Source organism: Kitasatospora sp. NPDC056731, from assembly GCF_040687675.1.
In the GTDB taxonomy this organism is placed as follows: domain Bacteria; phylum Actinomycetota; class Actinomycetes; order Streptomycetales; family Streptomycetaceae; genus Kitasatospora.
In genome coordinates this window covers 334,528-361,520 of record NZ_JBFBNR010000002.1, presented here as the reverse complement: position 1 = coordinate 361,520, position 26,993 = coordinate 334,528, and the positions used below count along the sequence as shown (strand labels likewise).

The following is a 26,993-nucleotide window of genomic DNA, read 5'->3' as shown; positions in this document are numbered from 1 at the left end:
CGGCGTGATCCGAAAGAGAGCCCCTAAGGCGTGCCCTGTCGATCAGAGCGGCCTGTCAGGAGGTGAGGACGGAGATCCCGTCTCCGAACAGTTTCAACCCGAGCACGAAGAACAGGACCGCCATCACGGCGACGTTGTGCTGAGCTGCCCAGTCCTTCCAGTTACCGAGCGTGGTCTGAGCTCGCTCTCCCCCGAGCAGGAAGACTCCCAGTGGGGCCAACAGGCCGAGGGTGGCGATCACGACGAAGGTCGCCAGTGAGGCGATCTGCTGCCCCACCGGCAGTCCGGCCGAGCCGATCGCGGCGCCCGCGGCGAGGGTCAATGGGGCGTTCTTGGCGTTGAGCGCGGACAGGGCCAGTCCGAGTGCGAGGACCTTGACCGGCGTGAGGCGGTCGATCGCGCTCATCCACTTCGGCAGCTGGGCCTGCGACGGATCCTTCGGGCGCCGGTGCCATTGCCGGGCGCCGAAGAGGACGAGGAGCAGGCCCAGGACGAGCTTGAGGACTCCCACCCAGGTGGCCGGGTGATGGTGGGCGGAGGCGCCTGCGGGGGAAGCGACCGCCAGCATCACCGCGCCCAGCGCCGAGAGTCCCAGGATCCAGCCGACGGTGAAGAGGACTCCGTTGAGGCGTCCCCGAGGCGTGGCGAGGATGAGGATGATCGCGATGATCGGGAGCGGGCTGATCGCGACGCCGGCGGCGAGGCCCAGGATGTCACCGAGAACTTTGCCCATGATGGCCTCCAGAGGGGAGCCAGAGCGCGTGACGACGACGAACCCGGCAGGCCCGTGTTCCATGATCCTCCGCTCTGGCGAAGCTGTCCTCATGAGCTTCTCGGAGCTCTGAAGGCCTCGGCCCGCCCATTGCCCGGTGGTGCCCCCATCGCACTCGGGTCAGGATGAAGAGGTGAGGGCGATGGCGCCTCATGTTCGGGCGGTTGGCGTCCCTCGCACCGACCACGGCAGGAGGTCCATGATGACCGCGACGACAGGCGCTACCCAATCGGCTCACCCCGAGCGCCCGGGCAGGTCGGATGGGGTCTGCAGTGAGTTCACCGTCTTCACCAAGATCAAGCCGGGCCATGCGGATGCGCTGCGTGAGGACCTCGCGACGCTCTCCGACGCGGCGCATGACGAGAGCGCCCATGCGGCGGTGCGCCAGATCGGCACCCTGCATGACGCACGGCACGTGATCTTCGACGACAACACCCGGTTCATGTTCGCCAGCGTTTTCGACGGCTCCTGGGACACCTACATCGACGACTTCGCCAAGACGGTGGTCGGGTCCCGTTTCGACAAGGTCTTCTCGCACAGCGAAGGGTTCCCCGGCGTCGCCGATCCGGGGGTGAAGGACTGGTTCGTCGCCCACCAGGAGCCGGCGAGGGTCTTCGTCAGCGCCTATCCCGACCTCACCGTCCAGCAGATCTACAAGGACCACCGCGTGGACGACGCGTTCCAGGAGGTGCTGGACACCCCCCAGTTCCGGGCGGCGCTGGACAACCCGGCCAACGCGGAGTTGGTGGCCACGCCGGCCTTCCAGAAGCTGCTGGAGGAAGCCTCGGCCTAGCACCGGGGCACGGCCAGCCGTCGGAGCCCACCCACCGTCGGTGGACCAGGTCGGCCGGTGCGAGTCGGCCGTTGCCGGGCTGTCCAGGCGGAGACAGATGCGCAGAGACATATGCAGAGAGACAGATGTGGAGACGGATGTGGAGAGGCACAAGCGACCATGAACACAGCGGACAGCGGCAGCGCGACGGGCGGCGTGCGCGTCGAGATCGACGACGTCCAGAGCGGGGCCCTGCGTCCACGGCCCGTGCCCTACGAGGGGCGGTTCGTCTTCCTGCGCGTGGATGACCGCCACGTCGGGCGCACCCTGCTGCGCCGACTGCTCCCGTTGGCCTCGGGCGGTCTGCCCAGCGTGGACCCGAGCCGGGATGCCTGGGTGACCGTGGCGTTCACCTACCAGGGGCTGAGGGCCCTGGGGGTGCCCCAGGAGTCGCTGGACAGCTTTCCGCGGGCGTTCCGTGAGGGCATGGCCGCTCGGGCGGAGCTGATCGGCGACGTGGGCGAGAGTGCACCGGCCCGCTGGGAGGCCCCGTTCGGAACCGGTGAGGTCCACATCGCGTTGAGCGCCCTCTCCTCCGATGCGGCGCAGCTGGAGAGGGAGCTGGGGCGGGCCCGTGTCGCCTACGAGGACACGCCCGGTGTCCAGGTGATCTGGCAGCAGGAGGTCCACCAGCTCCCGACCGGGCGTACCACCTTCGGCTTCCGTGACGGCATCAGCCATCCGAACATCGAGGGCGTCGGGCTGCCCGGCTCCAACCCGCAGGAAGCCCCGATCAAGGCCGGCGAGTTCATCCTCGGCTACCCCGACGAGACCGGCGGCCTGCCGCCCGTGCCCAGCCCCGACGTCCTGGGACGCAACGGGACCTACGTGGCCGTTCGCAAGATCCACACCAACGTGGCGGCCTGGCGCCGGTACCTGCGGGCGAACAGCTCCAGCGCCGAGGAGGAGGCACTGCTGGCGGCGAAGATGGTCGGGCGCTGGCCGAGCGGGGCGCCGTTGACGCTGGCGCCGGAGCACGATGATCCGGAGCTGGCGGCCGATCCGCGCCGCGTCAACGACTTCCTGTACCGGGAGAACGACGATCGCGGCTTCCGGTGCCCGGCCGGTGCGCACATCCGGCGCACCAACCCCCGCGATTCCACCATCATCGGCGACGCACGGATGCACCGGCTCATCCGTCGCGGCACCACCTACGGCCCGCCGCTGCCCGAGGGCGTGCTGGAGGACGACGGCGCCGAGCGGGGCCTGGTCGGCGTGTTCATGGGGGCCCATCTGGAACGGCAGTTCGAGTTCATCAAGGCCGAGTGGGTCAACGACGGCAACTTCATCGGTTACCCCGGCGAGAAGGACCCGGTGGCCGGACATCACGGCGGAACCGGCAGCGTCACCATCCCGGAGAAGCCGGTCCGGCGCCGCCTGAGGAACCTGCCCAGCTTCGTGGTCACCCGCGGCGGCGAGTACTGCTTCCTGCCGGGTCTGCGTGCCCTGCGCTGGCTCGCCGAGCTGGAGGACTGAGGGCGATTCCCACCCCCTGAGGTCCGATCACGCTCTCCGAGGAGAGGTCGGAGTCATGACAGCACAGTTCGTCCGCTACACGCCCGACGTCGAAGACGACGACCCGCACTTCGACCGCAACCTGCAGACGGTGATCGAGAAGACCGAGGGCTACATCGCCGAGTCGGTCGAGGCCGGCGGCACCGGACGGGCCCTGCGCGACGCCCACGCCAAGGGCTACGGGCTGGTCCGAGGGGAAGTGGAGATCCTGGCCGGGCTGCCCCCCGAGTACGCCCAGGGAATCTACGCGACTGCGGGAACCCACGATGCGCTGATCCGCTTCTCCAACGGCTCGCCCCACGCCGGCGCCGACGCGCGACTGGGTGCCGCCACCGGACTGGCGCTGAAGATGTTCGACATCCCCGGCCCGACCCTGCTGGAGGACGAACCGGACACGGGCACGTTCGACTACGCCAACATCAACGGACCGGTCTTCTTCTGCAACACGGTCGAGCACTACCTGTTCATCCAGGAACTGTTCCTGAACGCGCCGGCGTACTTCTCCCAGGGCCGACCCGGCGCGCATCGGTTCTTCACCGAGTTCGTGACCGGGAAAGGAACGCTGGACCAGGAGGACTGGGCCTGGGACGAGTTCCTGGCCTTCCTGCGCCTGTCGAAGACGCCTCCGGCGAACCTGCTGCTGTCCAGCTACTGGACGATGGGCGCGGTCCGGCACGGGGACTACATCGCCAAGGTGCGCATCACCCCCGAGCCGTCCTTCGCCGCGGCGGTGGTGCGGCGCACCATCGACCCGGCCTCGGGGGCGGAGTTCTTCCGGCCGACCCTGCAAGCCGAGCTCCAGGAGCGGCCCTACGCCTTCGACATCCAGGTCCAGCTCTGCACCGACCTGGAGCGCATGCCGGTGGAGGACACCACCGTGGAGTGGCCCGAGCAGCTCTCGCCGTCCGTCACCGTGGCGAAGCTGCGGCTGCCGCAGCAGGACATCTCCGGCCCCGAGAACCTGGAGAAGATGGACTCGCTGTCCTTCACGCCCTGGCGGGTCACCGCCGAGCACGCGCCCCTGGGCAACATCATGCGGGCCCGCAAGGAGGTCTACCGGCAGTCCTCCATCGCGCGCCACAAGCTCAACCGGCAGCCGCGCACGGAACCCCGCAGCGCCGACGACGTACTCGGCGCCTGACCCGGCCCACCACCGCGACGGTGCGTCGACCGGGGCGGTCGGCCCTGACAGCCCGCTGCCGCCGGCGTGCCAGGGCCCGGCCGGTCACTTCAGGGTGACGATCTTGCGCATGCCCAGGCCGGCGTTCGGGACGCCCGTCCGCTCGTCGGGAATCATGCAGAGCAGGACGTACCGTCCGGGCTGCAGGCCGTGGGCCTGCACGGAGGCGGTGCGGTCGCCGGACATGGCGCCGAGGCCGGTGGCCGGACCGGTGAACGGGGACCGGGCCGGCAGGCCGCCCAGCGCGACGTCCCTCAGGTACTCCCCGATCTGCTCGTCGGTGGTGTCCGCACCGATCGGCCGCAGCTGCATCTCGTGGATCTGCTTGGACTCGTCGTGCACCAGGTAGGCCAGGTGCGCGTGGTCGACGTCCTCGGTCTGGAAACGCGGGCCCTCGGCCGTGTCCTTCTCGATCACGATGCCGTCGTCGAAGCGGACCTGGTTGTCGTTCTGGCCGTTCGTACCGACCAGGTTCAGCTGCTTGGAGACCGGGTGGGCCGGGTCCGCCCGGAACGCGGTGAGGTCCAGCAGGTAGACCGGCCCGGGGCTGACCTCCTCGGTGAACTGCTCGTGCACCTGCGAGGTGACCAGCGCCCCGCCCAGCAGGTCCGCCTCACCGTTCACCGCCCGGATCCCGGCGCCCGCGGTGGCCGGCGACGGGCTGACCGCGTCGGCGAGGTCCCGGAGGACCTGGTCGATGGTCACTCCCTCGTGCGGACGCAGCAGCTGCAGCTGCCGGCCGTTCGGGTCGTCCGTCTTGACCCGGAAGCTGACCAGGCCGCCCTTCGCGGTGTCCGGTGCCTGCAGGCCGGAGGCTCCGATGCTCACCTCGACGGGGTGCTCCTCCGGCGAGGCGGCGCCGGCCGTACCGCTCGCACCGACGCTCGTCGCCAGGGCGAGGGCCGAGACGGTCACCGTCCGTACCATGCGCGCGAACACGTGCTCCACCATGAAGAATCCTTTCTGCGGGTGGCATCCGGCGCGGAACATCCCCCACCGCGCGCGGCAGACCACGCGCCGCACCCGAAGGCGACCGGTTCGGACCATCGGGCAGCGGGGCCCGGTCACCGATGGCGATGGTGCCGGCGGGCGCGACGGGACGCCCGGAGGCCTGGCCGGCCTCGGTTCGGCGGGCGCCGGGCGGATCGTTGCGGTCCTGTTGCGCGGGCAGTGGCGCAGCTCATAGGCGTTGCGGGTGGTTCGTGATCGCATCGGCTGATGCATCAGTTCGAGAACGCCGGGAATCACCTGACGGCCCGCCGGCCGACTGCCGCGGTTGTGGTGGTCGCGGTCTGCGCGGCCCTGCTCGTGGGCTGCGGATCCCGGGCGACCGGGGTTTCGGCGGCCTCCGGCAGTGCCGGGCTGTGCGGGGCGCCGTTGCCGTCGGCGTCCCGCAACGGGCAGGCGTCGCCCGGGCTCGCGCAGGGCGGGGTGCGGATCACGGCCGCCAGTACGGCCTGCGCGGAGTACGAGGTCACCAATCCGGAGGACGAGACCTCTGATGTCACAGCGGTGTTCAGCCGCCTCTCGGCGGCCGGAGGTGCGCTGGACAACGTGACGCAGGTCGTCACCTCGCTCGCTCCGGGGGCCACCGCAAAGGGGCGGATCGAGCTGGACGGGCACGGGCAGGCGCGGCCGGGCGCCGGACCGCTGGTGAAGATCGTCCAGGTCCGCAGTGTGCCCAGCGCCGAGGCCTCGCAGCCGGGCGGCCCCTGCCCGGCCTCGGGCCTGCGGCTGTACGCGGACGACGGCGACGCCGCGATGGGCCTGCGCGTGGTCGGCCTGCACCTGCGCAACTGCGGGACGTCCGCGGTGTCCGTCAACGGCTACCCGAAGCTGCAACTGCTCGACGTGGAGCACCGGCCGGTCGACGGGGTGCGTTTCCTGTCCGGCGGCGCCGGGATCGCCAGCGGCACCGGCGCGGACGACCCGCCGCAGGAGATCGTGCTGCGCCCGGGAGAGGGCGCCCGGTCCACGCTGGTGTGGCGCAACACCGTGGAGGCGGGCAACCCGGTGAACGCCCCGTACGTGCGGGTCCGGACCACCCCTGACGCGGCCCCGGTGATGGTCGTCCCGGAGATCGACCTGGGTACCACGGGGCGGCTCGGCGTCGGCGCCTGGACCAGGGAGGACAGCCGGCCGTGAGCGGGGCGCCGGTGGTCCTCCCCCGGTGTGCTCTCGGGCTCGGAGAATTTTCCACGGAAAATTCTGGTCCCCGACCGCCCCGCCCGGGGGCGGTCCGTCCGGTCGGTCAGCCTGGCCGGTCCGTCAGGTGCCGGGCCAGGTCGTTCACCAGGGTGTCGAGCCAGGAGCGCACGGTGTCCGGGTCGAACAGGTCGGCGTCGTACTCGGCCAGGCCCGCGTAGCCGTCCGCGTCCGGGGTGAGGACCAGGAGGAGGTCGGAGCGGGCCGAGGGGCCCGGCACGTCCTCGACCTCGACGGTCAGGCCGGGGAGGCCGAGGACGGCGGGCGGGGTGCTCTGCACGGTGAGCAGGACCTGCGGGTACGCGTCCGGCAGCCGGACGCCGCGTTCGCGCAGTGGTTCGACCAGCAGGCCGAAGGGGACGGTGGCGTGGTCGAGGGCGGTGGCGATCGCCGTCGCGGCCGTGTCGACCGACGCCCCGAACCCGCCCGGGGAGCGGGTGGGCAGCCGGATCGGGAGGCCGAAGGTGAGCAGGCCGACGACCCGTTCGTCGGCCGGCCGGGTGCGGTTGGCGTGGGAGAGCACCACCAGGGTCTCCGCCGCGCCGCTCAGCTCGCCCAGCAGCCGCGCGAAGGCGGCGAGCAGGACGGCCGAGGCGGTGGTGGAGCGGGCGGCGGCGTAGCGGCCCACCTCCTCGGCCAGTGCCGCGGGGAGGCGGAAGGCGGCCGTGGCACCCCGCCCGGAGCGCTGTGCGGGGCGGGGCCAGGCGGTGGGCAGCTCCGCCGCCGACGCGACGCCGTCCAGGGTCTTGGCCCAGTGGTCGGCGGCCGCGGCGACGGCGGCCCGGGTGACCACGGTCCGCTCCCAGCAGGCGTGGTCGGTCATCCGGCCCGGGTCCTCCGGCAGCCGCCCGTCCGGGCGGTACAGCGTGCCCAGGTCGGCCAGCAGGGTAGCCAACGACCAGCCGTCGACCGCGATGTGATGGAGCGTCAGCAACAGCACCCACGCGTCGTCGGCGGGCCGCAGCAGCCGGGCGCGCAGCAGCGGGGCCGTGGCCAGGTCGAAGGGGCGGTCGCTCTCGGCCCGGGCCGCCTCGGCGAGCGCCGCGTCCCGTGCCCCGGGCGTGAGCGTGCGCAGGTCGGCGACCGGGAGTTGCACCGGGGCGTTCGGCAGCACCTGTTGGAGCAGGCCCAGGTCGGTGTCCCGGTAGCTGGTGCGCAGGCTCTCGTGGCGCCCGGTCAGCGCCGTCAGCGCGGCGGTCAGCCGCTCGGGCTCCAGCGGCCCGCGCAGGACGATCCGCTGGGTGATGTTCCACACCGCCGGGTCCGCCGCCCGGGCGTGCGCCCGGTGCATCCGGCGCTGCGCCACCCCGGCGGGCGCGGCGGCGAGGGCCGTGCCGGAGCCGGTCAGGGTGGCCAGCAGCCGTTCCCGGTGGGCCCGGACGAGCCCGGTGGCCTCCTCGTCCAGCGCGCCGGGCGGGGCCAGGTAGCCGAGCCGGTCGCCGGTGGTGCGCAGGACGATCTCGCGTTCGTCGAGCAGCCGGACGAGCCGGTGCCAGCCATCGTCGACAGGGGTCACAGCGTGCCCTCCTCGTAGGCCGGGGCCTGGCGGTCCTCGGTCTGCGGCTGCTGGGCGGCCATGGCGCGGATGGTCGGGCGGCGGAAGAAGTCCAGGACGCCGGTCCGGATCCCGGTGGCCTCGCGGACCCGGTTCAGCAGCCGGGTGGCGGCCAGCGAGTGCCCGCCGAGGTCGAAGAAGGAGGTCTCCACGCCAGCGGGGCGGCCGAGTTCCTCCTCCCACAGCCGTTGCACGGTGCGTTCCAGTTCGGTGGCCGGGGCGACGGCGGCCCGGCCCGCGCCCAGCGGGAGTGGCTCCGGCAGGGCGGCAACGTCGAGCTTGCCGTGCGCGGTGAAGGGCAGCGCGGCCACCGCGGCCCACAGCCCCGGCACCATGTGCTCGGGCAGCAGGTCGGCCAGGTGGTCGCGGACCCGGGGCAGTTCGGCGGCGGCGCACTGCACGTACCCGGCCAGCATGGTGCCCGTCCCGGTGCGGCGGGCCGTCACGGCCGCGCCGCGCACGCCCGGGACGGAGCGCAGCACGGTCTCGACCTCGCCCGGCTCGATCCGGTAGCCGCGCACCTTGACCTGGCGGTCGGCGCGGCCGAGGTACTCCAGGGTGCCGTCCGGCCGCCAGCGGCCGAGGTCGCCGGTGCGGTAGCGGCGGCCCTCCGGGGTGTCGGTGAAGGCGGCGGCGCTCTCCTGCTCCCGGCCGGGGTAGCCGAGCCCGACCTGGACGCCGAGCGCGTGGATCTCGCCGACCGCCCCGGGCGGGACGGGGCGCCCGGCGGCGTCCAGCAGCAGGATGCGGGTGCCCGGCACCGGGCGGCCGATCGGCGCGTGGTCCGGTCCGTCCGGGGCGACCTCGCCGGCCGTGACGGCGTGGGTCTCGGTGGGGCCGTAGTGGTTGATCAACCGGCAGCCGGGGTTGCGGGCGAGGAAGGCCCGCAGCCCGGGGGTGAGCAGCAACTGCTCGCCGCCCGTGATCAGTTCGCGCAGGTCGGGCACCGGTTCGCCGCCGAGGGCGTCGACCAGCGCGGCCAGCGGGGTGTACGGCAGGTGCAGCCGCTCGGCCCGGGTGGCGCGGACCACGGCGGCCAGCGCCGTCACGTCGTAGCGGGTCTCCTCCTCGATCAGCAGCAGGGTGCCGCCGCCGGCCAGCGTGGTCAGCACCTCCTGGACGCTGACGTCGAACCCGCAGGAGGCGTACTGCAGCGTGCGGGCGGCCGGGTGCTCGGCGACGTTCCAGGCCAGCAGCGCGGACAGGCCGAGGGTGTGCATCAGCACGCCCTTGGGGCGGCCGGTGGAGCCGGAGGTGTACAGCAGGTACGCGGGGGCCTGCGCGGAGGGGGTGGGCAGCGGCGGCAGTTCGGCGGCGGCGACAGCATCGGCCTCGGCGTCCGTCAGGACCGTCGGCAGGGACAGGCCCATCAGGTCCGTGTCCGAGGCGGTGAGCAGTACGGCCGGCGCACTGTCCGCGGCGATCAGCCGGCACCGCTCCGGGCCCTGCAACGGGTCGATCGGCACGTGGACGGCGCCGAGGCGCAGCACGGCCAGCAGCGCGGCCACCTGGTCCACCGAGCGCGGCAGCAGCACGCCCACCCGGCTGCCCTCCCGCACTCCGGCGGCCAGCAGCCGGCCGGCCAGCTCGCCGGCCCGGGCGTGCAGCGTCCGGTAGTCGGTCCCGGTGCCGTCGGCGGCGACCACCGCGAGGGCGTCCGGACGGGCGGCCGCGACGGCGGCCACCGCCGCCAGCGGGTGCGCGGGCGCCGGCTGCGCCTCGGGCCCGCACTCCAGGGCGGGGTCGGCCTGGGCGGCCGTCAGCTCGGCGAGCGGGCGGGCCGGGTCGGCGACGGCGGCGGTGAGCAGCCGCTCGAAGGCGTCGAACAGCCGGTCCACCGTGGCCCGGTCGAACAGGGCCTCGGCGTACTCGACGTGGCAGCGGATGCCGTCCGGCAGGTTGGTGAGGAAGAGCGACAGGTCGAAGGCGGAGCGGTCCACGACGTGGTCCAGCGGGCGGGCCGTCACCCCGGGCAGGTCGAGTTCGAAGACGGCGTGGTTCTCGAACTCGACGAGGACCTGGAAGAGCGGGTTGCGGCTGGTGTCCCGCTGCGGGTTCAGCTCCTGGACCAGGACCTCGAAGGGCAGTTGCTGGTGCTCGTAGGCGTCCAGTGCGCTGGAGCGGACCCGGTCCAGCGCCTCGGCGAAGTCCGGCTCCCCGGACAGGTCCAGCCGCAGCGCCAGCGTGTTGACGAAGAAGCCGACCAGGTCCTCGGTGCCCTCGGTCCGGTTGGCCACCGGGGTGCCCAGCACCACGTCGTCCTGGCCGCCGTAGCGCTGCAGCACCCCGGCGAAGGCGGTGAGCAGCACCATGAACAGGGTCGAGCGGCGGCTGCGGGCCAAGTCCCGCAGGCTGTCGGAGAGTTCGGCGGGAAGTTGACGGACGTGGGAGCGGCCCCGGCCGTCCGGCACCGCCGGGCGCGGCCGGTCGGTCGGCAGGGCCAGCACCGGCAGGTCGCCGCCGAGCACCTTGCGCCAGTACGCGAGGCTCTCGTCGTACGCCCCGGCGGCCACTGCGGCCCGCTCCCGGACGGCTTCGGCGGCCGGGGTGGTGGTGAGCACCGGCAGCCGGGCGGGGCGCTGCTCCCGGGCGGCCCGGTACAGCTCGCCCAGTTCCCGGGTGATCACCACGGTGGACAGGGTGTCGATCACGATGTGGTGCATCGACAGCACCAGGACCTGCCGGTCGGGCCCCGTCTCCAGCATCCGGGCCCGGAACAGCGGGCCCTCGGTCAGGTCGAAGCGGCGGGTGCCCTCGGCGGCGACCAGCGCGGCCACCGCCTCGTGCTCGGGCCCGTCGGCCGCGACCCGCTCCAGCAGCGGGCCCTCGGGCACCGGAAGCACCTGCTGGAACGGTTCGCCGTCCTGCTCGCGGAAGGCGGTGCGCAGCCCGACGTGCCGTTCGACCAGCGCGCGCAGCGCGGTGTCGAGTGCGGCCGGGTCGAGCGGGCCGTCCAGCTCGATGGCCTTGACCTCGTTGTACTGCCCGGTGTCGGGCAGCATCCGGTGCAGGAACCACATCCGCTGCTGCGCGTAGGACAGCGGGGCGCCGCGCTGGGCGGAGCGGCGCAGGGCGTCGATGTGCGGCATGCCGGAGGCCACCTGGTCGGGGGCGAGCCCGAAGTCCACGAAGCAGGCGATCTCGTCCGCGCCGGCCGCCCGCAGCTCGGCCAGCACCGACTGCACGCTCTCCGGGGTGCCGATCAGCGCGCGGGAGGCGCAGTACCGCTCGTAGGCGCGCTCCAGCACGAACTCCAGGTCCTCCTCGCGGGTGTTCTCGAAGTCCAGGGTCAGACCGAGGCTGTTGGCCATCTGCCCGAACAGCGAGAGCGAGGAGCGCAGGTAGTGGCAGAACGGGCGGTACGCCTGCTCGCGGGCGGTGGCGAGGTCGGCGCCCAGGTAGGTGTGGACGAGCACGACCACCCGGCCGGCCTCCGGGTCGAGGCCGTGCTCGGCCCGGGTGCGCCGGTAGAGCGCGACGTTCTCGGCGAGCTGGGCGACGTCCTGGGTCATCAGGTTGGTGATGATGCCCAGGTCGTGCCGGGCGGCCTCGCGGAAGCTGTCCGGGTTGCCGACGATCGCGGTGAACATGGGCGGCTGCTCCTGCAGCGGGCGCGGGTGCAGGGTCACCTCGATCGGTTCCCCCTTGCCGTTACGGCCCCGGTAGGGCTCGCCGCGCCACAGCGCCCGGACGGTGTCGATCTGCTGGTGCATCAGCTCCTTGTGGCCGCCGTAGTTCTCGGGGAAGAACAGGAAGTCGTTGGGGTGCCAGCCGCTGGCACAGCCCAGGCCGACCCGGCCGCCGGACAGGTTGTCGACCACCGACCACTCCTCGGCCACCCGGACGGGGTGGTGCAGCGGCAGGACCGCGCAGCCCGCGTTGAGCCGGATCCGGGTGGTCTCCCGGGCCAGTGCGGCGGCCAGCACCGAGGGGTTGGGGAAGATCCCGCCGAAGGAGTGGAAGTGGCGCTCCGGCAGCCAGACGGCGTGGAAGTCGTGCCGGTCGGCGAAGCGGGCGCTCTCCAGGACGATGCGGTACTTCTCGTCCTCCGGGGAGTCCAGGGGGTAGTCGCCGAAGAAGTAGAGGCTGAAGTCGACGGGGCGCTGCGGGTCGCTGACCGGGTGGTAGGGCGTCCCGGCGGGCTCGGTGTGGCCGGTGGTGCTGGTAGTGCCGGTGGTGCCGGTGCTTGTACGGTCGTCCGCCGCGGGCGCCGGGAGTGCGGCCGCCGAGCGCGGGGCCGGGAGCCGTACCCCGGGCGAGGCCGGGAAGAAGCCGCCGCGCCGCAGGTCGCGCAGCGAGTCGCGGACCGCGTCGGCCACGAACTCCAGGTCGCCGTCGGTGTGCGCGGTGGAGAGGAAGAAGTTGCGCCACTCCCACACGTAGACCCCGCGGGTCAGCAGCTGCGGGAAGAGCAGTTCCATGTCCGCCCGCGGCTCGAACCGGAACAGCGAGCCGAAGTGGGCCAGCCGCAGCGGGAACTCCTCCTCCTCGAAGAACCCGTTGAGGGTCGCGGCCAGCTCGTCGGTGCGGGCGTTCAGCCGCTCCTGCAAGCCGGGGCCAGCCGCCTTGAGGTGGCGCAGCACGGCGCCCGCGGCGGTCATCGCCAGCGGGTGCTGGATGTAGGTGCCGCCGAAGAAGGTGGTGTCCTTGGGCGGGTAGCTGTCGTCCCCGTAGTCCCAGTGGCCGCCGTCGATCCCGTCCAGGATGTCGGCGCGCCCGGCGATCGCGCCGATCGGGTAGCCGCCGCCGAGCACCTTGCCGTAGGTGGAGACGTCCGGGCGCACGCCCCAGAAGCCCTCGGCGCCGCGCAGGTGCGGGCGGAAGCCGGTGAGCATCTGGTCGAAGATGAGCACGATGCCGCGGCGGGCGGTCAGTTCGCGCAGCGCGCGGACGAACTCGACCGGCTGGCGCCCCGGGTGGCGGCTCTGCACCGGCTCGACCAGCACGGCGGCGATCCGGTCGCCGAGCTCCTCGATCACCTGGAGGCTCTCCGGATCGCCGTACCGCAGCACCACGAGGTCGGCGACCGCGCTACCGGGTATGCCGATCGACACCGGGACGGTCTCCCGGTCGGCGCCGCGGCCCACGGTCCGGCCCAGGGTGTGGTCGAAGTGGCCGTGGTAGGAGCCCTCGAACATGACGATCTTGTCCCGGCCGGTGTACGCGCGGGCCAGCCGGATCGCCCCGGCGTTCGCCTCGGTGCCGGAGTTGGCGAACGCGACCCGCTCGGTGCCGGTCAGCTCCGCCAGCAGTTCGGCGGCCTCACCGGTCTCCGGGCCGCGCGGGCCCAGCCGCAGCCCGCCGGCCAGGTGCTCGCGGACGGCATCGGAGACGAACTCCGGGTCGTGGCCGAACAGCAGGACGCCGAAGCCCATGGTGATGTCGACGTACGTGTTGCCGTCGAGGTCCTCCAGGCGGGAGCCCCGGGCCCGGCGGGCGGCGAGCGGGTAGAGCATCTCCTTGGTCGCGGAGCGGAAGCCGACCACGGCGCGGCTGTCCGCGAGGGTGCGCCGGTGGCGGCGGGTGACCGCCTTGGAGGCGGCGGTCCGGGCCGTGAAGCGGGCGACCAGCTCGTCCACGTGGGCGCGCTGCTGCTCGGTCAGGCCGCCGGAGGCCATGCCGGACTCCCGGGAGACGGTCACCCGGGGGCCGTGTACCTGCGGGGTGGGCGGGGTGGCCGGCGCGGGTGCGGGGGCGGCGGCGGCTGGGGTGACGGCGGGTGCGGCGGCGGCTGGGGTGACGGCGGGTGCGGCGGCCGGTGGCAGGGCGACGGGGGCGGCAGCCCCGGGGAGCGCGGGCGGCGCCACCCCGGTTCCGGCCAGCAGGCCGAGCTGGTCGCGCATCAGGTCGGAGAACTGACCGAGCAAGGCGAGCTGGCGCTCGATCAGGCCGGTGCCGTCGGCCACCGGGGCGAGCGCGGACGGCGCCGCGGGCACGGACGGGACAGGCGGGACGGGCGGGACGGGCGGAGCAAAGTGGACGGGCGGCGCGATCACCTGGGGCGAGGGTGCGGGAGCCGGTATCGGTGCCGCTTCCGGGGTGGGAACAGGGGCGGCGGCAGGGACCGGTGCCGGAGCCGCCGCCGCCGGCTCGGGTGCGGCGGCCGGCAGCAGCGCGTCCCGGACGGCGGGCTCCAGCCGGCCGGCGATCAGCCCGGCCAGCCGGGCCGGGGTGTCCGCCGCCTCGAACAGTTCGCGCATCGAGACCCGTACCCGGAAGGTCCGCTCCAGGTCCCGGATCATGTTGATCATCGAGAGCGAGTCGGCTCCGAGGTCGAAGAAGGGCTCGTCGGCTCCGACCGACCCCTCGTCGTGGCCGAGCTGGCGGGCCGTCTGCTCCAGCACCTGGCGCAGCACGGCCTCCTCGGCCAGTTGCTCGGGGCTCGCTGCGGGCGCCGATACGGGCGTCACTGCGACGGGCGCCGGGCCGGGCGCCGACGCGGCCTCGGGTACGGCCGACGGCGGAACGGGCTGCTGGGGCGGCGGTGCCTGGTGCATGGCGGAGTCCTCGGTGGTCGGCCGGTCGGGGGCGGTGAACCAGTGGCGGCGGCGCTGGAAGACGGTGGTCGGCAGGGGCACGCGGCGGGCCGGGCCGTCCGGCCAGTCGCGGGCGGCGGCGAAGCGCGCCCAGTCGAGCGGGACGCCGTGGGACCACAACGCGGCGGCCGCGACGCCGAACTGCCGCTCCGGCGGTGCGCCGCGCCGGGCGCCGGCCACGAAGTGGCGGTGCGGCAGCTCCCGGCGGCCCATGCCGGTGAGCGTCGAGTGCGGGCCGAGCTCCAGGAAGAGCTCGTGGCCCTGCCCGTCCAGGGCGGCCAGGACCAGGTCGAAGCGCGCGGTCTCCCGGGTCTGCCGGACGAAGTAGTCGGGCGTGGGCACGGTGCCGGGGGCCAGCACCTCGCCGCCCAGGTTGCTCACCAGCGGTACGGTCAGCGGCCGCAGGCGCAGCCGGGCGAGCTGCTCACGGAACGGGTCGAGCACCGGGTCGAGCAGCCGGGAGTGGAAGGCCCGGTCGGTGGCGAGCCGTTCGGTGGTCACACCGTCGGCGGCCAGCACGGCCTCGGCTGCCGCGATCTCGCGCGGCGATCCGGCCAGCACGCACTGGCCGGCGCCGTTGACCACCGCCAGCTCCACCCCGGGCAGCCAGTCGCCGAGTGCGGCGAGCCGCTGCGGGCCGGCCATCACCGCCGTCATGGCGCCGGGCTCGGTCGCCCGGTGCATCAGCCGTCCGCGCACCGCGGTGAGGAACATCCCGTCGGCGAGGTCGAGCGCGCCCGCCGCGTGGAAGGCCGCGTACTCGCCGGCGCTGTGCCCGGCGACCGCGGCCGGACGCAGCCCGAGCTCCTGCCAGAGCCGCAGGTAGGCCGCTTGCAAGGCGAACAGCGCGGGCTGCGCCGCCTCGGTGGTCCAGGCGTCGTCGGCGCCCTCGGGCACGGCGTCGAGCAGCAGCGGCAGCAGCGGCTCGCCCCAGGCGTCGCGGTGCAGCCGGTCGCACTCGTCCAGCACGGCCCGGAAGACCGGGAAGGCGCGGTGGAGTTCGGCGGCCATGCCCCGGTACTGGGCGCCCTGGCCGGTGAACAGCAGCACCGGCTGCACGTCGCCGCGCCGGGCCTCGCGGTGAACGGGTACGGCGCCGGAGGTACGGCCCGCAACGGGCACGGCACCGGAGGTACGGCCCACAACGGGCAAGGCGCCGGAGGCGCGGCCCGCCAAGTGGGCCTCCAGGCCCCGGCGCAGCTCGTCGGGGTCGGCGCCGGTGACGGCGAGGCGGTGGCGCAGCGCGCGGCGGCCGCCGCCGAGGGTGAGCGGCAGGTCGCCGGGGGCGGGGGCGGGCCCGGTGGCCAGCCGGTCGCGGAGCAGGCCGGCCAGGGCGGTCAGGCCCTGCTCGGTGCGGGCAGACAGCGGCAGCACGGTCGGGGCGGGGCGCGGGTCGGCGATGCCGGGCGCGGCTGGCGCCTCCTCCAGCACCAGGTGGGCGTTGGTGCCGCCGACGCCCAGCGCGCTGACCCCGGCCCGGCGCGGGGTGGGGCCGGCCGGCCAGTCCCGGCGCTCGGCGGAGAGCCGGAACGGGCTTCCGTCCAGCTCCAGCGCGGGGTTGGGGCGGCTGAAGTTGACCAGCGGCGGGATCGTGCCGTGCCGCAGCACCAGCAGGGCCTTGATCAGCCCCGCCATTCCCGCGCAGGTGTCCAGGTGGCCGATGTTGGGCTTCACCGAGCCGAGCGAGCAGAAGTCGGCGGCCTCGGTGCGGGCGCGGAACGCCTGGGACAGCGCCCGGAACTCGATCGGGTCGCCGAGCGGGGTGCCGGTGCCGTGCGCCTCGATGTAGCCGACGCTCTCGGCCGGCACCCCGGCCAGGTCCAGGGCCCGGCCGACCACGGCCGCCTGCCCGTCCACGCTGGGCGCGGTGTAGCCGACCTTGAGCCCGCCGTCGTTGTTGACGGCCGAGCCGAGGATCACGCCGTGCACGGTGTCGCCGTCCGCCAGCGCCCGGTCCAGGCGCTTGAGCAGGACGGCCGCGACGCCGTTGCCGCCGACCGTGCCGCCGGCCGCCGCGTCGAAGGCCCGGCAGGCGCCGTCCGGGGAGAGGATCGACCCCTCCTCGTAGCGGTATCCGGCGGCTTGCGGGGTGTGCAGGGCGGCGGCCCCGGCCAGCGCCAGGTCGCAGTCGCCCGCCAGCAGCGACTGCACCGCGAGGTGCACCGCGACCAGCGAGGTGGAGCAGGCGGTCTGCACGCCGATCGCCGGCCCGGTCAGGCCCAGCCGGTAGGCGACCCTGGTGGCGGCGAAGTCGGCCTGGTTGCCGATCGCGGTCTGCAGCGCGGCCACCGGCTCGGCCGGGTCGGCGGTGGCGGCCAGGGTGTGCTGGTAGTAGTTGCGCAGCGCGTACAGGGTCATCCCGGTGCCGGCGAAGACCCCGACCCGGCGGCGCGGGTCCGGGGCGTCGTAGCCGCCGTCCTCCAGGGCCTGCCGGCAGATCTCCAGCAGCAGGCGCTGCTGGGGGTCCATCAGCGCCGCCTCGGTGCCGCTGATGCCGAAGGCCTCGGCGTCGAAGTGGTCGGTGTCCGGCAGCGCGCCGGTCACCGGGACGAAGTCGGGGTGGCGGTACTCCGCCGGGCGCAGGCCGGCCGCCGCCAACTCGTCCTCGGTGAAGCGGGTGGTGCTGCGGACGCCGTCGACGATGTTGCACCAGTACTGTTCGGGGGTGTCGGCGCCGGGGAAGCGCAGGGCCAGGCCGACGATGGCCACCCGGCGGTCGCCGCCGTCGGGGCCGCCGTCCCGGCCGTCGGGCGCGGCGGTGGCGGCCGTGGCTGCGGTGGACGCGGTGGACGCGGTGGGCGCTTCGGTCAGGTGCGCGATCAGGGCGTCCACGGTGGGGTGCCGGAACAGCTCGGTGGGCGCCGGGGGCGCCGGCAGGACGGCACCGAGCGCGCCGTGCACCCGCATCAACTGGAGCGATCCGATGCCGAGTTCGGCGAGCGGGCGGCCAGGGTCGAGTGGGGTGTCGAGGACGGCCTCGAAGGCGTCCATGACGGCCCGGCGCAGCTCGGCGGTGGCAGGGGTGGCGGCGGTGGCAGGGGTGGGGGCGGCGTGGGCAGGACTGCCAGGGCCAGGCGGTACGGCTGCGGCCGGTGCGGTGGCCCGCTCGTCGGCCGGCCGTGCGGCGGGCGCTTCGCGGACCGGTCGCGGTGCGGTGGCCAGCAGGCGGCGGCGCGCGGCGGGGGCACTCGGGTCGGGCCCGGCGTACCAGCGGCCCGGGGCGGCGGCCAGCAGCAGCGAGGCGAGTCGGCGGCCGTGCGCGGCGCTCAGCACGGCGATGCCCCGGTCGGCGGCGGCCTGCTCGTGGTCGGTGGCGCGGTTCATGCCGACCCCGCTCCACAGGCCCCAGGAGATCGTCCAGGCCGGGGCCCCGGTCTCCCGGTGCAGCCGGTCGACGGCGCTCTCCAGGTAGCGGTTGGCGGCGGCGTACGCCGTGGAGCCGACGGCCTCCTGGAAGCCGACCATCGAGGAGAAGCCGACGAACTGGGCGCCGGGCCGCTTCCGGACCAGCTCGACGAGGTGGTCCGTGCCGGTCGTCTTGGCGCGCACCGCCTCGCGCCAGTCGTCGGGGCCGGTGTCGGCGAGCAGCGCGAGCCGGTAGCTGCCGGCCAGGTGGAACACGCCGTCCAGCGGTGCCTGCCAGTCCCGTTCGGCCTCGGCGACCACCGCCGCCAGCTGCTCGGGGTCCGTCACGTCGGCGCGGCGGTAGTCGACCCGGCCGCCGTAGGAGGACAGCCGGTGCAGCGCGGCGCGGCGCTCGGCCGCCTCGGCGGTCGGCGCGTCCAGGTCGGTGCGGCCGATCACGAGCAGCCGGGAGCCGTGGTCGCGGAGCAGGCCGGGCAGCAGCTCGGCGGCGATCCCGCCGAGGCCGCCGGTGACCAGGTAGCGGGCGCCGGGGGTGAGCAGTGAGCAGCCCTCGGTTGCGGTCACGGCGTCGGGCCCGCTTACGGTCTCGGCCGGTCCCAGCCGGGGCACCCACGGGCGACCCTCGCGCCAGGCGCACTCCGGCTCCGGCCGGGGCTCGGCCAGCAGGGCGAGCAGCGCGGTGGCCTGCTCGGCGGCCGGTGCGCCCGCCGGCAGGTCGATGTGCCGGGCGGCTGGCACCAGTTGCTCGGCCCGGGCTCCGGCGGTCAGCGCGGCCGTCAACTCCGCGGTCGGGTCCGGGAGTTCACCGGGCAGCACGGCATGCAGCCCGGCGCTGACGGTGACCAGCTCGCCGATCGGCGGCCGGCCGGCCAGGGCCCGCAGCAGGGCGAGCAGCGCTTCGTCCCGCGCCGCCGCGTCCGAGGGCCGCGGCGCGTCCTCGGGCCCCGCGCCCCACAGGTGCACCACCCGCGCGGGGCGCTCCTCGCCGAGCGCCCGCAGCCACTCCCCCGGGTCGGTGGTCGGCGGCCGGTCCACCACCACGGCCTGCGGCAGGGCGGCGCGCAGCGCCTCGGCGAGGGTGCCGGGTCCGGCGGGGCCGAGCAGCAGGGTCGGCCCCTGCGGAGCGCCGTCGCCCGGAGCCGTACGGGCCTCCGGCACCGGGCGGGGTTCCCAGGCGAGTCGGCGCACACAGTCCGGCAGGGTCCGGGAGTTGGCCTCCGCCAGGTCCAGGGCGACGAGGTGCTCGTCGAGTTCGCCGTCGAGCAGCCGCCGGCGCAGCGCGGTGCGCTGGATCTTGCCGCTGGTAGTGCGCGGGAACTCCGACGGCGGCACCGGCAGCACCAGGGCGGGGGCGGGCTGTCGGCGGGCGGCCAGCAGCAGCCGGATCTCGGCGGCCACGGGCGGCGCGGGGGCGTCCTGGTCGTTCGGCACGTAGACGACCACCAGTTGCTCGGTGCCGGTGCGGTCGTCCGGGACCCCGAAGGCGGCGACGTGCCCGGAGCGCACCCCCGCCACCGAGGCCACCACGTCCTCCAGCTCGTGGCAGAAGTAGTGCACCCCGTTGACGATGATGATCTCCTTGCGACGGCCCGTGAGCACCACCTCCCCATCGGCGAGGAAGGCCAGGTCTCCGGTGTCGAACCAGCCGTCGCCGACGAAGGACTCCCGGTCGGCGGCCGGGTTGTTCAGGTAACCGGGGGTCACCCGGCCGGAGTTGACCTGGAGCCGGCCGACCCAGTGCTCGGGCAGGGCCCGGCCGTCCTCGCCCGCCACCCGCATCCGGGTGCCGGGCGCGGGGCGTCCCATGCTGAGGAAGCCGGTGCCGCGCTCGTGCGAGGCCGGGTCTGCGGGCTCCAGCCGGCCGCTCAGCGAGTCGGTGCGCACCAGGCGGCGGGCGCCGTCCTCGTGGTAGCGCTTGTAGGTGATCACGGTGCAGGTCTCGGCCATGCCCCAGCCGAGCAGGACGTGGTCCGCGCGAACGCCGAACGGCCCGGTGGCGGCCAGGAATTCGTCCAGTACCGCTTCGGTGCACTGCTCCCCGGCGTTGATCAGCGACTTGAGCGCGGAGAGGTCCCAGTGCCGGCCGGGACCGGCGGCCCGGACCGCCTCGGCGACCAGCCGGAAGCCGAAGTTGGGCGACCAGGAGTGCGCGCCCCGGTAGCGCTCCAGCGTGTCCAGCCAGACCAGCGGGTCGGCGAGCACCAGTTCGGTGGGCACCTGCACCTGGTCGGCGGCCAGCGCCACGTCCCGCAGGTGGAACATCAGCAGCCCGGCGACGTGGTCCAGCGGCAGCCAGTTGACGGTGACGTCCTCGGGCGAGCTGCCCTGGGAGGCGGCGCCGGCCACGTACTCCAGGATGCCGCGGTGGGTTATCTGCACCGCCTTGGACCGGCCGGTGCTGCCGGAGGACAGCTGGAGGATCGCGACGTCGCCGGGGTCCGGAGCGTGCTCGGCGCCGGGCGCGCCGATGGTGCCGGTGTCGGGCACGCCGATGGTGTCGGGCGCGGCGCCGGTGTCGGTGGCGACACCGGTACCGGCGGGCCGGTGGTCGACCGCGATGACCCGCAGCCCGGGCGCCGGGTAGAGCTCCCCGAGCCGCGCCAGGCCCGCCACCGCCGGGCCGCAGGCGAGCACCGGCGGCTCCTCCAAGGTCTGCCAGGCGTGCCAGAGCTTCTCCAGTACGGGGTTGCGCTCGTCGTAGGCCGGCGGCCGGGCCACCGTGACCGGCTGTACCCCGCCCAGCAGGCAGGCCCACAGGGTGGGGAAGTAGCGCTCCGGGTCGGGGACTTGGAGGATCACCCGGTCGCCCGCCCGCAGTCCGGCGGAGGTCAGCAGGGCGAGGGTCTCCCGGGCCTGCTCCAGCAGTCGGCGGTAGGTGAGCCGGGTCGCCCCGCCGTCGGCCCGGACCAGGTGCAGGCCGCGCCCGGGGTGCCGCTCGGCGGCGCGCAGCAGCGCCTCGGGCAGCGTCCGGGGCGCGTCCGGCGCCGAGTCGGGCAGCGGGGCGCCGACCGCCTCCGTCCCGGTGCCCTCGGGGGCGGCCGTCGGGCCGTCCGGGGCGGGGCCCGCCGCCGTCCCGGCGTCGCCGAACGGCCGCCAGTGTGCGGTGAGTTCGCGCAGGTGGCGCAGGGCGGGCCCGGGTTCGGCGGGCGGCCGGGCGGCGGCGGCCGCCAGTGCGGCGCGGTCGGGCTCGCCCTGCGGGGTGCGGACGATGCCGTCCAGGAGGTGCACCTCGGCGCTCGGGTCGGCGTCCAGCAGGGCCGCGGCGGCCCGGCGGCGCAGCGCGGCGGTGTCGGTGTCGGCGGCGGGCACCAGGTAGGCCAGCAGCCCGCGGCGGCCGTCGGCGCGCTCGACCGGCAGCAGCGCGCAGTCGGCGACCTCGGGACGCAGCAGCAGCCGGGCCTCCAGGGCACGCAGCCGGGCGCGGTCGGGACCGGTGGAGCTCATCAGGTACGGCACCTTTCGGATCGGTGCCGGGGCGCGCGGGTACGGACCGCCCCGGGGTACGGAGGGTGAGCGGATCAGGCTGGTGCCTGCGGCGCGGTGGCGCCGGCGGATCCGGTGGCGCGGTGCTTGTGATGGGGTGCTTGTGAGGGGGTGCGTCGGGGTGACTGCGGCGGGGTGGGGGGTTCAGCGTTTGCGGGACCGGGCGACCACGACCAGGAAGCCGAGCGCCAGCACGATCGGGACGGCGTGCGAGACGCCGACCACGGTCAGCGGGCTGAGCAGCGCCAGCAGCGATCCGCTCAGCAGCATCCCGGTGCCCATGCCGACGTTCTCGGCGGAGGCCAGCAACCCGAAGGCCTGGCCGCGCCGTTCGTCGGCGAGGGCCTGGATCCGGGTGGTGTACGAGATCTCGGTGAAGCCGTCGCCGAGCCCGGCGCCGATCGCCGCCAGCAGGAACAGCGGGGTCGGCAGCCCGGTGAAGACCAGGATGAAACAGCCGGACATCAGACAGGTGCCCAGGGCGAAGGCGCGCTCGCCCGGTTCGATGCCCCGGCGCAGCAGGAGCCGGGAGACCAGTTGCTGGGCGCCGAGGTTGCCGACCGCCCAGGTGGCCCAGAACATGCCCAGCAGCGCGGCCGGGTTGCCGGGAGAGTGCTGGTTGGCGAAGACCGGCAGGCTGATGTTGTGCGCGGCCGAGCCGAAGGCGTCCAGCAGCCGGATCGCCGCCATCGCGCCGACCACCGGGGCGGCCCGCAGGACGATCAGCGCCTGCCACCGGCTCCCGCGCCGCTTCGTCCCCCCGGCGAAATCGGCGGGATCGGCGGGATCAGCCGGTTCTGCGGCGGGCTGCTCGGCGGGCTCGGCCCGGGTGCGCAGCGGCAGCCGGAGCACCACCGCCGCGAACACCAGGAAGCTGGACGCGTCGATGAGCAGCGCCGCGCGGAACCCGGCCCAGGCCACCACCACGCCGGCGGAGGCGAAGCCGAGCACCATGGCGGCCGAACGGCAGCTGGCCATCAGGCTGTTGGCACGGGCCCGGCGCTCGGAGCCGACCATCTCCGGGATGCTGGTCCGCAGCGCGACGGCGCACACCGCGGCCGCGCCGCCGAAGACCAGCGCGAGCGAGTAGAGCACCGGGATGCGCGCGGGGACGGGCGCGAGGGCCACCACGACCAGGGCCAGCGCCTGGGCCAGCGCGCAGCCCGTCATCAGCCGCCGCCGGTCGGTCCGGGCCACCAGACGCCCGGAGACCAGCCCGCCGACGAGGCCGCCGGTCAGTCGGATGATCAGGTACCCGGCCGTGCCGAGCGCGTTCCCGGCCGCCTCGTAGGCGAACAGGCTGAGCGCCACCAGGTCGAGCTGGCTCCCGTACGTGGACAGGGCGTCGCCCAGTGCCAGCCGGTAGAACACCCGGGGCAGCTTGTCGGCGCTCTGGTGCGGTACTTGCTGTGCAGTGTCCGGCACCGGTCCCCCAGGCACGCCGTGTCGGTCGGTTCAGTGTGACATTGCACCGCAATCTAGGGGTGATCCCCGCAGTAGATCAAGGCCTTGATCGCCCACTTGTCCAAAAGATCGCAAAATCGGCCGACCACGAGCCATCTTTCCGGCCAGACTGGCAAGTTGGTGCCGGTACGCCCTACCGCCCGACGGGTGGGATCACTCCTTCAAGTGAAGATCGAAAACCGCTCAGGCGTTCTGACCGACCATCACCAGATGATGCATTCACAACGCGTCGCTCGGCGCTCCGATGGCCAGGCGCGGCAGGACTGGGACCTGCTTCGGGGCGCACTGCCCGAGGCACGCGGCGTGTTCATCTCCCTCGACACCCCGCGCACCGTGAAGGCCAAGGCCGAGTACGCCCGTGCCAAGAAGCTCGGCGGCCTCTACGCCTGATGGCGAAGAACCGGCGTGCCGCCTGCCGGAGGGCACGCCGGTGACCAGATGTCCTCGTCTTGGTGGGACCGTCTCGTCTACTGTCCTTCGGCCAGTTCGCCGTTGGCTGCCGTGCTGTCCGGCGGCGGCGTGTCTGCGGCCGCCCGGGGACGGTCGGGAAGCAGGTGCGTGGCAGGCAGCGGGGTGCGCCCGCCGGAGGCGTCGCTGGTGAAGGGGATGACGCCCGATCCGCCGGGGAACTCGCCGGTCACGTAGTAGTCCGTACGGAACCCGAGGGACGCCTGGGTGCTGAGGGTGCTGCCATCGGCGCGGATGGGCGTGAGTTCGTGCTGCTCCATCCACAGGCAGCCGGTGCTGCGCGGCGGAATGACGAGCCCGCGTTCCTTGCTCTCCTGGGCCATGGTCGACACGTTGCGGCGGGTTTCGTAGCCCAGTTCGATGGAGGCGGAGACGGAGGCGGTGGTGGTGACACTGGCGCCCATGCCGAACGGCTTGGCGGACACCTCCACACCGACCGACGCGCCCACGGTGATGCCCGTGGCCACGCTGAAGGAGAAGCCCGCCTCCCGGGTGACCCCCGTGGTGACCGTCTGCGACTCCGTCTGGGCCGCGGTTCCGGCGACGTTGTCGCGGAACAGGACGAGATCGAAGATCCGGTGGCGGCGGATCCGGTAGAACGGCGAGTTCTGGATCCGCCAGGCCGTGGTGCGGCTGGGGTCGTCGACCAGGACGTAGGGCACGGTCACGGTGCGGTCGTTCACCCTCGTCTGCGCCGGCGGCCTGGCGGGCGACGTCAGGACCGGGATGCCGGGGTTGTTCCCGCGTTGCACGGCAGCGGGCAGATCCAGGATCCAGGTCGTGGGCGTGGGGTTGGGCCGCCCGGCGACGCGCACGGCGGTGAACCCGCCCACGGGCAGGAACAGGCGCTCGTCAAGGTCCCCGTCCGGGTACGGCGGAGTCACCACCGACCACAACCGCGTCCCGGCGTGCTCGAACAACTGCTCGCCGACTTCGCCCTGACGCGCGTAGGTCTGCCCGTTGTGCACCTGCCTGATGCACACGCCGGCCTCCAGCGGGGGCTGTGCGGCGGAGGCGCAGTCGCTCAGGGCGACGTACCCCGGCGGAGGTATCGGCCGCCAGATCGCGGAGGCCACGCTGCCCGCATACTCGGGAACAACCGGGAGATCACCGACCCGTTCCCACCTCACAGCCGATCGCAGCAGGCTCCCGTCGGTGGAGCGGTCCCGCAGCATCAGCGACCCCGTGTCTCCGAGGTTCGCCCCGTTCGAGAACTGGAATCCTGCGGCCCGCCAACCGGCCTGCCCCACGGTACCGGCGACGATCCGACGGTGGTTGCTCGCTGGTGCCACTGCGGGTTGGAGCCTTGTCGGCCAGGCCATCCGAACGCTCGTGGTGTAGTGCAGTTCCAGATCGCCGTAGCGTTGAGTGATCACACAGACTCCTTCGCGCGGAGGACGACTGCCATGCGGTCTCGTCCAGACCGTACTGCCCCGGCCACCGCCCCGAAGAGGGACAAACAGGCCATCAACACAACAGGCCTGCGGGGGCCCGCGCCCCGAGGACCACATGGTGGCCTGCGGCGGTGAGACGCCTCGCGGTGGCCTCGGCGGCCGGGGTGGACGGGTGCGTCATGTTCAGCCCTTCGAGACGTCGACGGCCGCGTCGTGCGGCGGCCGGTGCCGTCGGCATGGGTCCGATCGCGCACAGGCGGCAGGACGGGTCTTCCCGGGCACGCCGCTCCCAGGATCCGCCCGGAGGATTCGGCGGCATACGACCCCCGGCCTGAGCGACGACGAACTTCGACGTGGCCACGGGCCCTGAACGATCCGCTCCAGCGACGATGCCTGCTTGCCCGTCAGCCCCGCACGGGTGGGAGGGTATGACCATCGCACTCGTACAACGGAGGAGCACCCCCGGCATGTCCGTCATCCACCACACCACCCTCCAGCCGAGCAAGCTGGAGCTGCTCGCCTCCTGGCTCCCCTCCCGCCCCTGGTACCGCGGCGGCGCGGGCGCCCCGGACCTGGCCAAGGCCGGCGGCTTCCGGCTGGACGACCCCCAGGGCGAGGTCGGCATCGAGTTCATCGTGGTCACCGACACCTCGGGCCCCGCCCCCGCCACCTACTTCGTCCCGCTCACCTACCGCGGCGCCCCGCTCGACGGGGCGGAGCACGCGCTCGTCGGCACCATGGAGCACGGCGAGCTGGGGCGGCGCTGGGCCTACGACGGCTGCCACGACCCGGTGCTGGTCGCCCAGTTGTCGGCCCTGATCGAGGGCCGGGCCCAGGCCCAGGACCAGAACATCAGCGACACCCCCGACCTGGAGGTCACCCGCTCCTACCGCGGCGACACCCCCCTGAGCCCCACCCCCGCCGACGACGACCAGGAGGGCACCGAGCTGACGGCACCCCGGGGCATGACCCTGCGCCTGCACCGGGTGCTGCACCCCGCCGCCGACGACGCGACCCTCCCCGCCCCGGAGACCGCCGGCCACCTCGGCGGCGCCTGGCAGCTGCCCGACGGCACGCGCACACGGGGCCTGTTCGCCGTCCTGCACACCGCCCCGCGCGCCTGACCTGCGCCCTGTCCGCCCACGTTCCCCAGACCGATCCGCCGAGCCGGGCCCGGACCGCCCGGGGCACCGCCCTGCGCCGGGAGGCGCCCGCAGCGGCTCCCGCCGATACTGGCCGGGGCGCCCGGGCCACGTACGACCCGCGGGACGCCGCATGGACCACGGTCGCCGCCGCCCCCGACCCACCTGCGGGCCTGACCGGCCCGGACCCGACCGCTGGGAGGTCACCGTGAACGGTCCCGTCGCCGTGGACGGTCCCGTCGTCGCGGGCTTCGACGGTTCGCCGGAGAGCCTCGCCGCCACCGCGTGGGCCGCCCGGGAGGCGCTGCGCCGCGGGCTCGCCCTCGAACTCCTCCAGGCCTGGCCCTGGCCCAAGCGGGACTCGGTCGGCACCAACGAGGTGTACAACCGCAGCCGGGACGCCCTGGCCGCCCGCGAGGCGGAGCTGCGCGCCACGCACGCCGGCCTCCAGGTCTCCTCCCGCCAGGTCCCCGACGACCCGGCCAAGGCGCTGGTGACCGCCGGCCGGACCTCCGCCGTACTCGTGCTCGGCTCCCGGGGGCTGGGGCCCGTGCGCGGCTTCCTGGTCGGCTCGGTGAGCCAGGAGGTGCTGCGCCGGGCCACCTGCCCGGTGGTGTTGGTCCGGGCCGGTGAGGGCGAACAGGGCGCCGCCACCGACCCCGTCCTGGTGGGCGTCGACCTCGCACATCCGCCGGACGACGTCCTCGCGTTCGCCTTCGAGGCGGCCGCCCACCGCTCGGCCCCCCTGCGGATCGTCCACGTCTGGGCGCCACCGGCCGGCAGCGAGTACATGGCGTTCGACGCCATCGGAGGGCTGGAGAAGGAGCTGTCCGCCTCCGAGCGGAAGCAGTTCGCCGACGTCCTGGCCCTCTGGCTGGCCCGCTACCCCCAGGTGACCGTGACGTCCGAACTCGTCCGGGGCAACGCCGCCATCGTCCTGGTGGAAGCGTCGGAGACGGCCCGGCTGGTCGTCCTCGGCCGCCACGTCCGGCGGTTGCCTCTCGGCGCGCACCTCGGCCCGGTGGCGCACGCCGCGATCCACCACGTCCGCTGCCCGGTCGCCGTCGTCCCGGACGCCTGA

General features: G+C 74.2%; 13 protein-coding genes. 7 read left to right on the top strand and 6 right to left on the bottom strand.

Annotation, left to right across the window (positions count from 1 at the left end; translation table 11 throughout):
- Positions 1-55: 55 nt before the first annotated feature.
- Entirely contained in the window at positions 56-733 is a 678-nt protein-coding gene (locus tag AB0R04_RS03825) for a GAP family protein (RefSeq protein ID WP_363367897.1), read from the bottom strand.
- Positions 734-971: 238 nt separating this feature from the next.
- On the opposite strand from AB0R04_RS03825, the gene AB0R04_RS03820 reads away from it, so the two are divergent.
- From AB0R04_RS03820 to AB0R04_RS03810, 3 genes are all read left to right on the top strand, one after another.
- On the top strand, positions 972-1,565 hold the full coding sequence (locus tag AB0R04_RS03820; protein ID WP_363367895.1) for a hypothetical protein: 594 nt from the start codon (positions 972-974) through the stop codon (positions 1,563-1,565).
- 159 nt (positions 1,566-1,724) lie between these two features.
- On the top strand, positions 1,725-3,080 hold the full coding sequence (locus AB0R04_RS03815) for a Dyp-type peroxidase (protein WP_363367893.1): 1,356 nt from the start codon (positions 1,725-1,727) through the stop codon (positions 3,078-3,080).
- A gap of 55 nt (positions 3,081-3,135) precedes the next feature.
- On the top strand, positions 3,136-4,260 hold the full coding sequence (locus AB0R04_RS03810) for a catalase family protein (protein ID WP_363367891.1): 1,125 nt from the start codon (positions 3,136-3,138) through the stop codon (positions 4,258-4,260).
- Between the two features lie 84 nt (positions 4,261-4,344).
- Here the strand turns inward: AB0R04_RS03810 and AB0R04_RS03805 are convergent, their stop codons facing one another.
- A complete protein-coding gene (locus tag AB0R04_RS03805) occupies positions 4,345-5,250 on the bottom strand; it encodes a hypothetical protein (protein ID WP_363367888.1) in 906 nt (301 codons plus the stop codon).
- A 267-nt stretch (positions 5,251-5,517) separates the two neighbouring features.
- Between AB0R04_RS03805 and AB0R04_RS03800 the strand changes: the two genes are divergently transcribed.
- A complete protein-coding gene (locus AB0R04_RS03800) occupies positions 5,518-6,444 on the top strand; it encodes a DUF4232 domain-containing protein (RefSeq protein WP_363367886.1) in 927 nt (308 codons plus the stop codon).
- Between the two features lie 106 nt (positions 6,445-6,550).
- On the opposite strand, the gene AB0R04_RS03795 is transcribed toward AB0R04_RS03800, so the two are convergent.
- The 3 genes from AB0R04_RS03795 to AB0R04_RS03785 all read right to left on the bottom strand — a co-directional run bounded on the left by AB0R04_RS03795 (position 6,551) and on the right by AB0R04_RS03785 (position 22,869).
- Positions 6,551-8,020 carry a condensation domain-containing protein gene (locus AB0R04_RS03795; protein ID WP_363367884.1) on the bottom strand — a complete coding sequence of 490 codons (1,470 nt, stop codon included), beginning with the start codon at positions 8,018-8,020 and terminating at the stop codon, positions 6,551-6,553.
- On the bottom strand, positions 8,017-21,405 hold the full coding sequence (locus tag AB0R04_RS03790; RefSeq protein ID WP_363367882.1) for a MupA/Atu3671 family FMN-dependent luciferase-like monooxygenase: 13,389 nt from the start codon (positions 21,403-21,405) through the stop codon (positions 8,017-8,019). The genes AB0R04_RS03795 and AB0R04_RS03790 overlap by 4 nt, the downstream gene beginning before the upstream one ends.
- Before the next feature lie 183 nt (positions 21,406-21,588).
- Positions 21,589-22,869: an MFS transporter gene (locus tag AB0R04_RS03785; RefSeq protein WP_363367880.1), complete on the bottom strand. Its 1,281-nt coding sequence runs from the start codon at positions 22,867-22,869 to the stop codon at positions 21,589-21,591.
- Between the two features lie 204 nt (positions 22,870-23,073).
- On the opposite strand from AB0R04_RS03785, the gene AB0R04_RS03780 reads away from it, so the two are divergent.
- Positions 23,074-23,298, top strand: coding sequence for a hypothetical protein (locus AB0R04_RS03780; RefSeq protein ID WP_363367878.1), 225 nt, complete (start codon positions 23,074-23,076; stop codon positions 23,296-23,298).
- Between the two features lie 77 nt (positions 23,299-23,375).
- Here AB0R04_RS03780 and AB0R04_RS03775 read toward each other — a convergent pair whose 3' ends face one another.
- On the bottom strand, positions 23,376-24,452 hold the full coding sequence (locus tag AB0R04_RS03775) for a hypothetical protein (protein WP_363367876.1): 1,077 nt from the start codon (positions 24,450-24,452) through the stop codon (positions 23,376-23,378).
- A gap of 785 nt (positions 24,453-25,237) precedes the next feature.
- Between AB0R04_RS03775 and AB0R04_RS03770 the strand changes: the two genes are divergently transcribed.
- Both AB0R04_RS03770 and AB0R04_RS03765 read left to right on the top strand, forming a co-directional pair.
- Complete coding sequence (locus AB0R04_RS03770) at positions 25,238-25,894, top strand: 1,4-alpha-glucan branching protein (RefSeq protein ID WP_363367874.1); 657 nt, start codon at positions 25,238-25,240, stop codon at positions 25,892-25,894.
- A 226-nt stretch (positions 25,895-26,120) separates the two neighbouring features.
- Positions 26,121-26,993 carry a universal stress protein gene (locus tag AB0R04_RS03765; protein ID WP_363367872.1) on the top strand — a complete coding sequence of 291 codons (873 nt, stop codon included), beginning with the start codon at positions 26,121-26,123 and terminating at the stop codon, positions 26,991-26,993.

Bases quoted from the DNA above. Each gene is read 5' to 3' on its own strand.
- AB0R04_RS03825 (WP_363367897.1), bottom strand. From the start codon at position 733: ATGGGCAAAGTTCTCGGTGACATCCTGGGCCTCGCCGCCGGCGTCGCG.
- AB0R04_RS03820 (WP_363367895.1), top strand. From the start codon at position 972: ATGATGACCGCGACGACAGGCGCTACCCAATCGGCTCACCCCGAGCGC.
- AB0R04_RS03815 (WP_363367893.1), top strand. From the start codon at position 1,725: ATGAACACAGCGGACAGCGGCAGCGCGACGGGCGGCGTGCGCGTCGAG.
- AB0R04_RS03810 (WP_363367891.1), top strand. From the start codon at position 3,136: ATGACAGCACAGTTCGTCCGCTACACGCCCGACGTCGAAGACGACGAC.
- AB0R04_RS03805 (WP_363367888.1), bottom strand. From the start codon at position 5,250: ATGGTGGAGCACGTGTTCGCGCGCATGGTACGGACGGTGACCGTCTCG.
- AB0R04_RS03800 (WP_363367886.1), top strand. From the start codon at position 5,518: ATGCATCAGTTCGAGAACGCCGGGAATCACCTGACGGCCCGCCGGCCG.
- AB0R04_RS03790 (WP_363367882.1), bottom strand. From the start codon at position 21,405: ATGAGCTCCACCGGTCCCGACCGCGCCCGGCTGCGTGCCCTGGAGGCC.
- AB0R04_RS03770 (WP_363367874.1), top strand. From the start codon at position 25,238: ATGTCCGTCATCCACCACACCACCCTCCAGCCGAGCAAGCTGGAGCTG.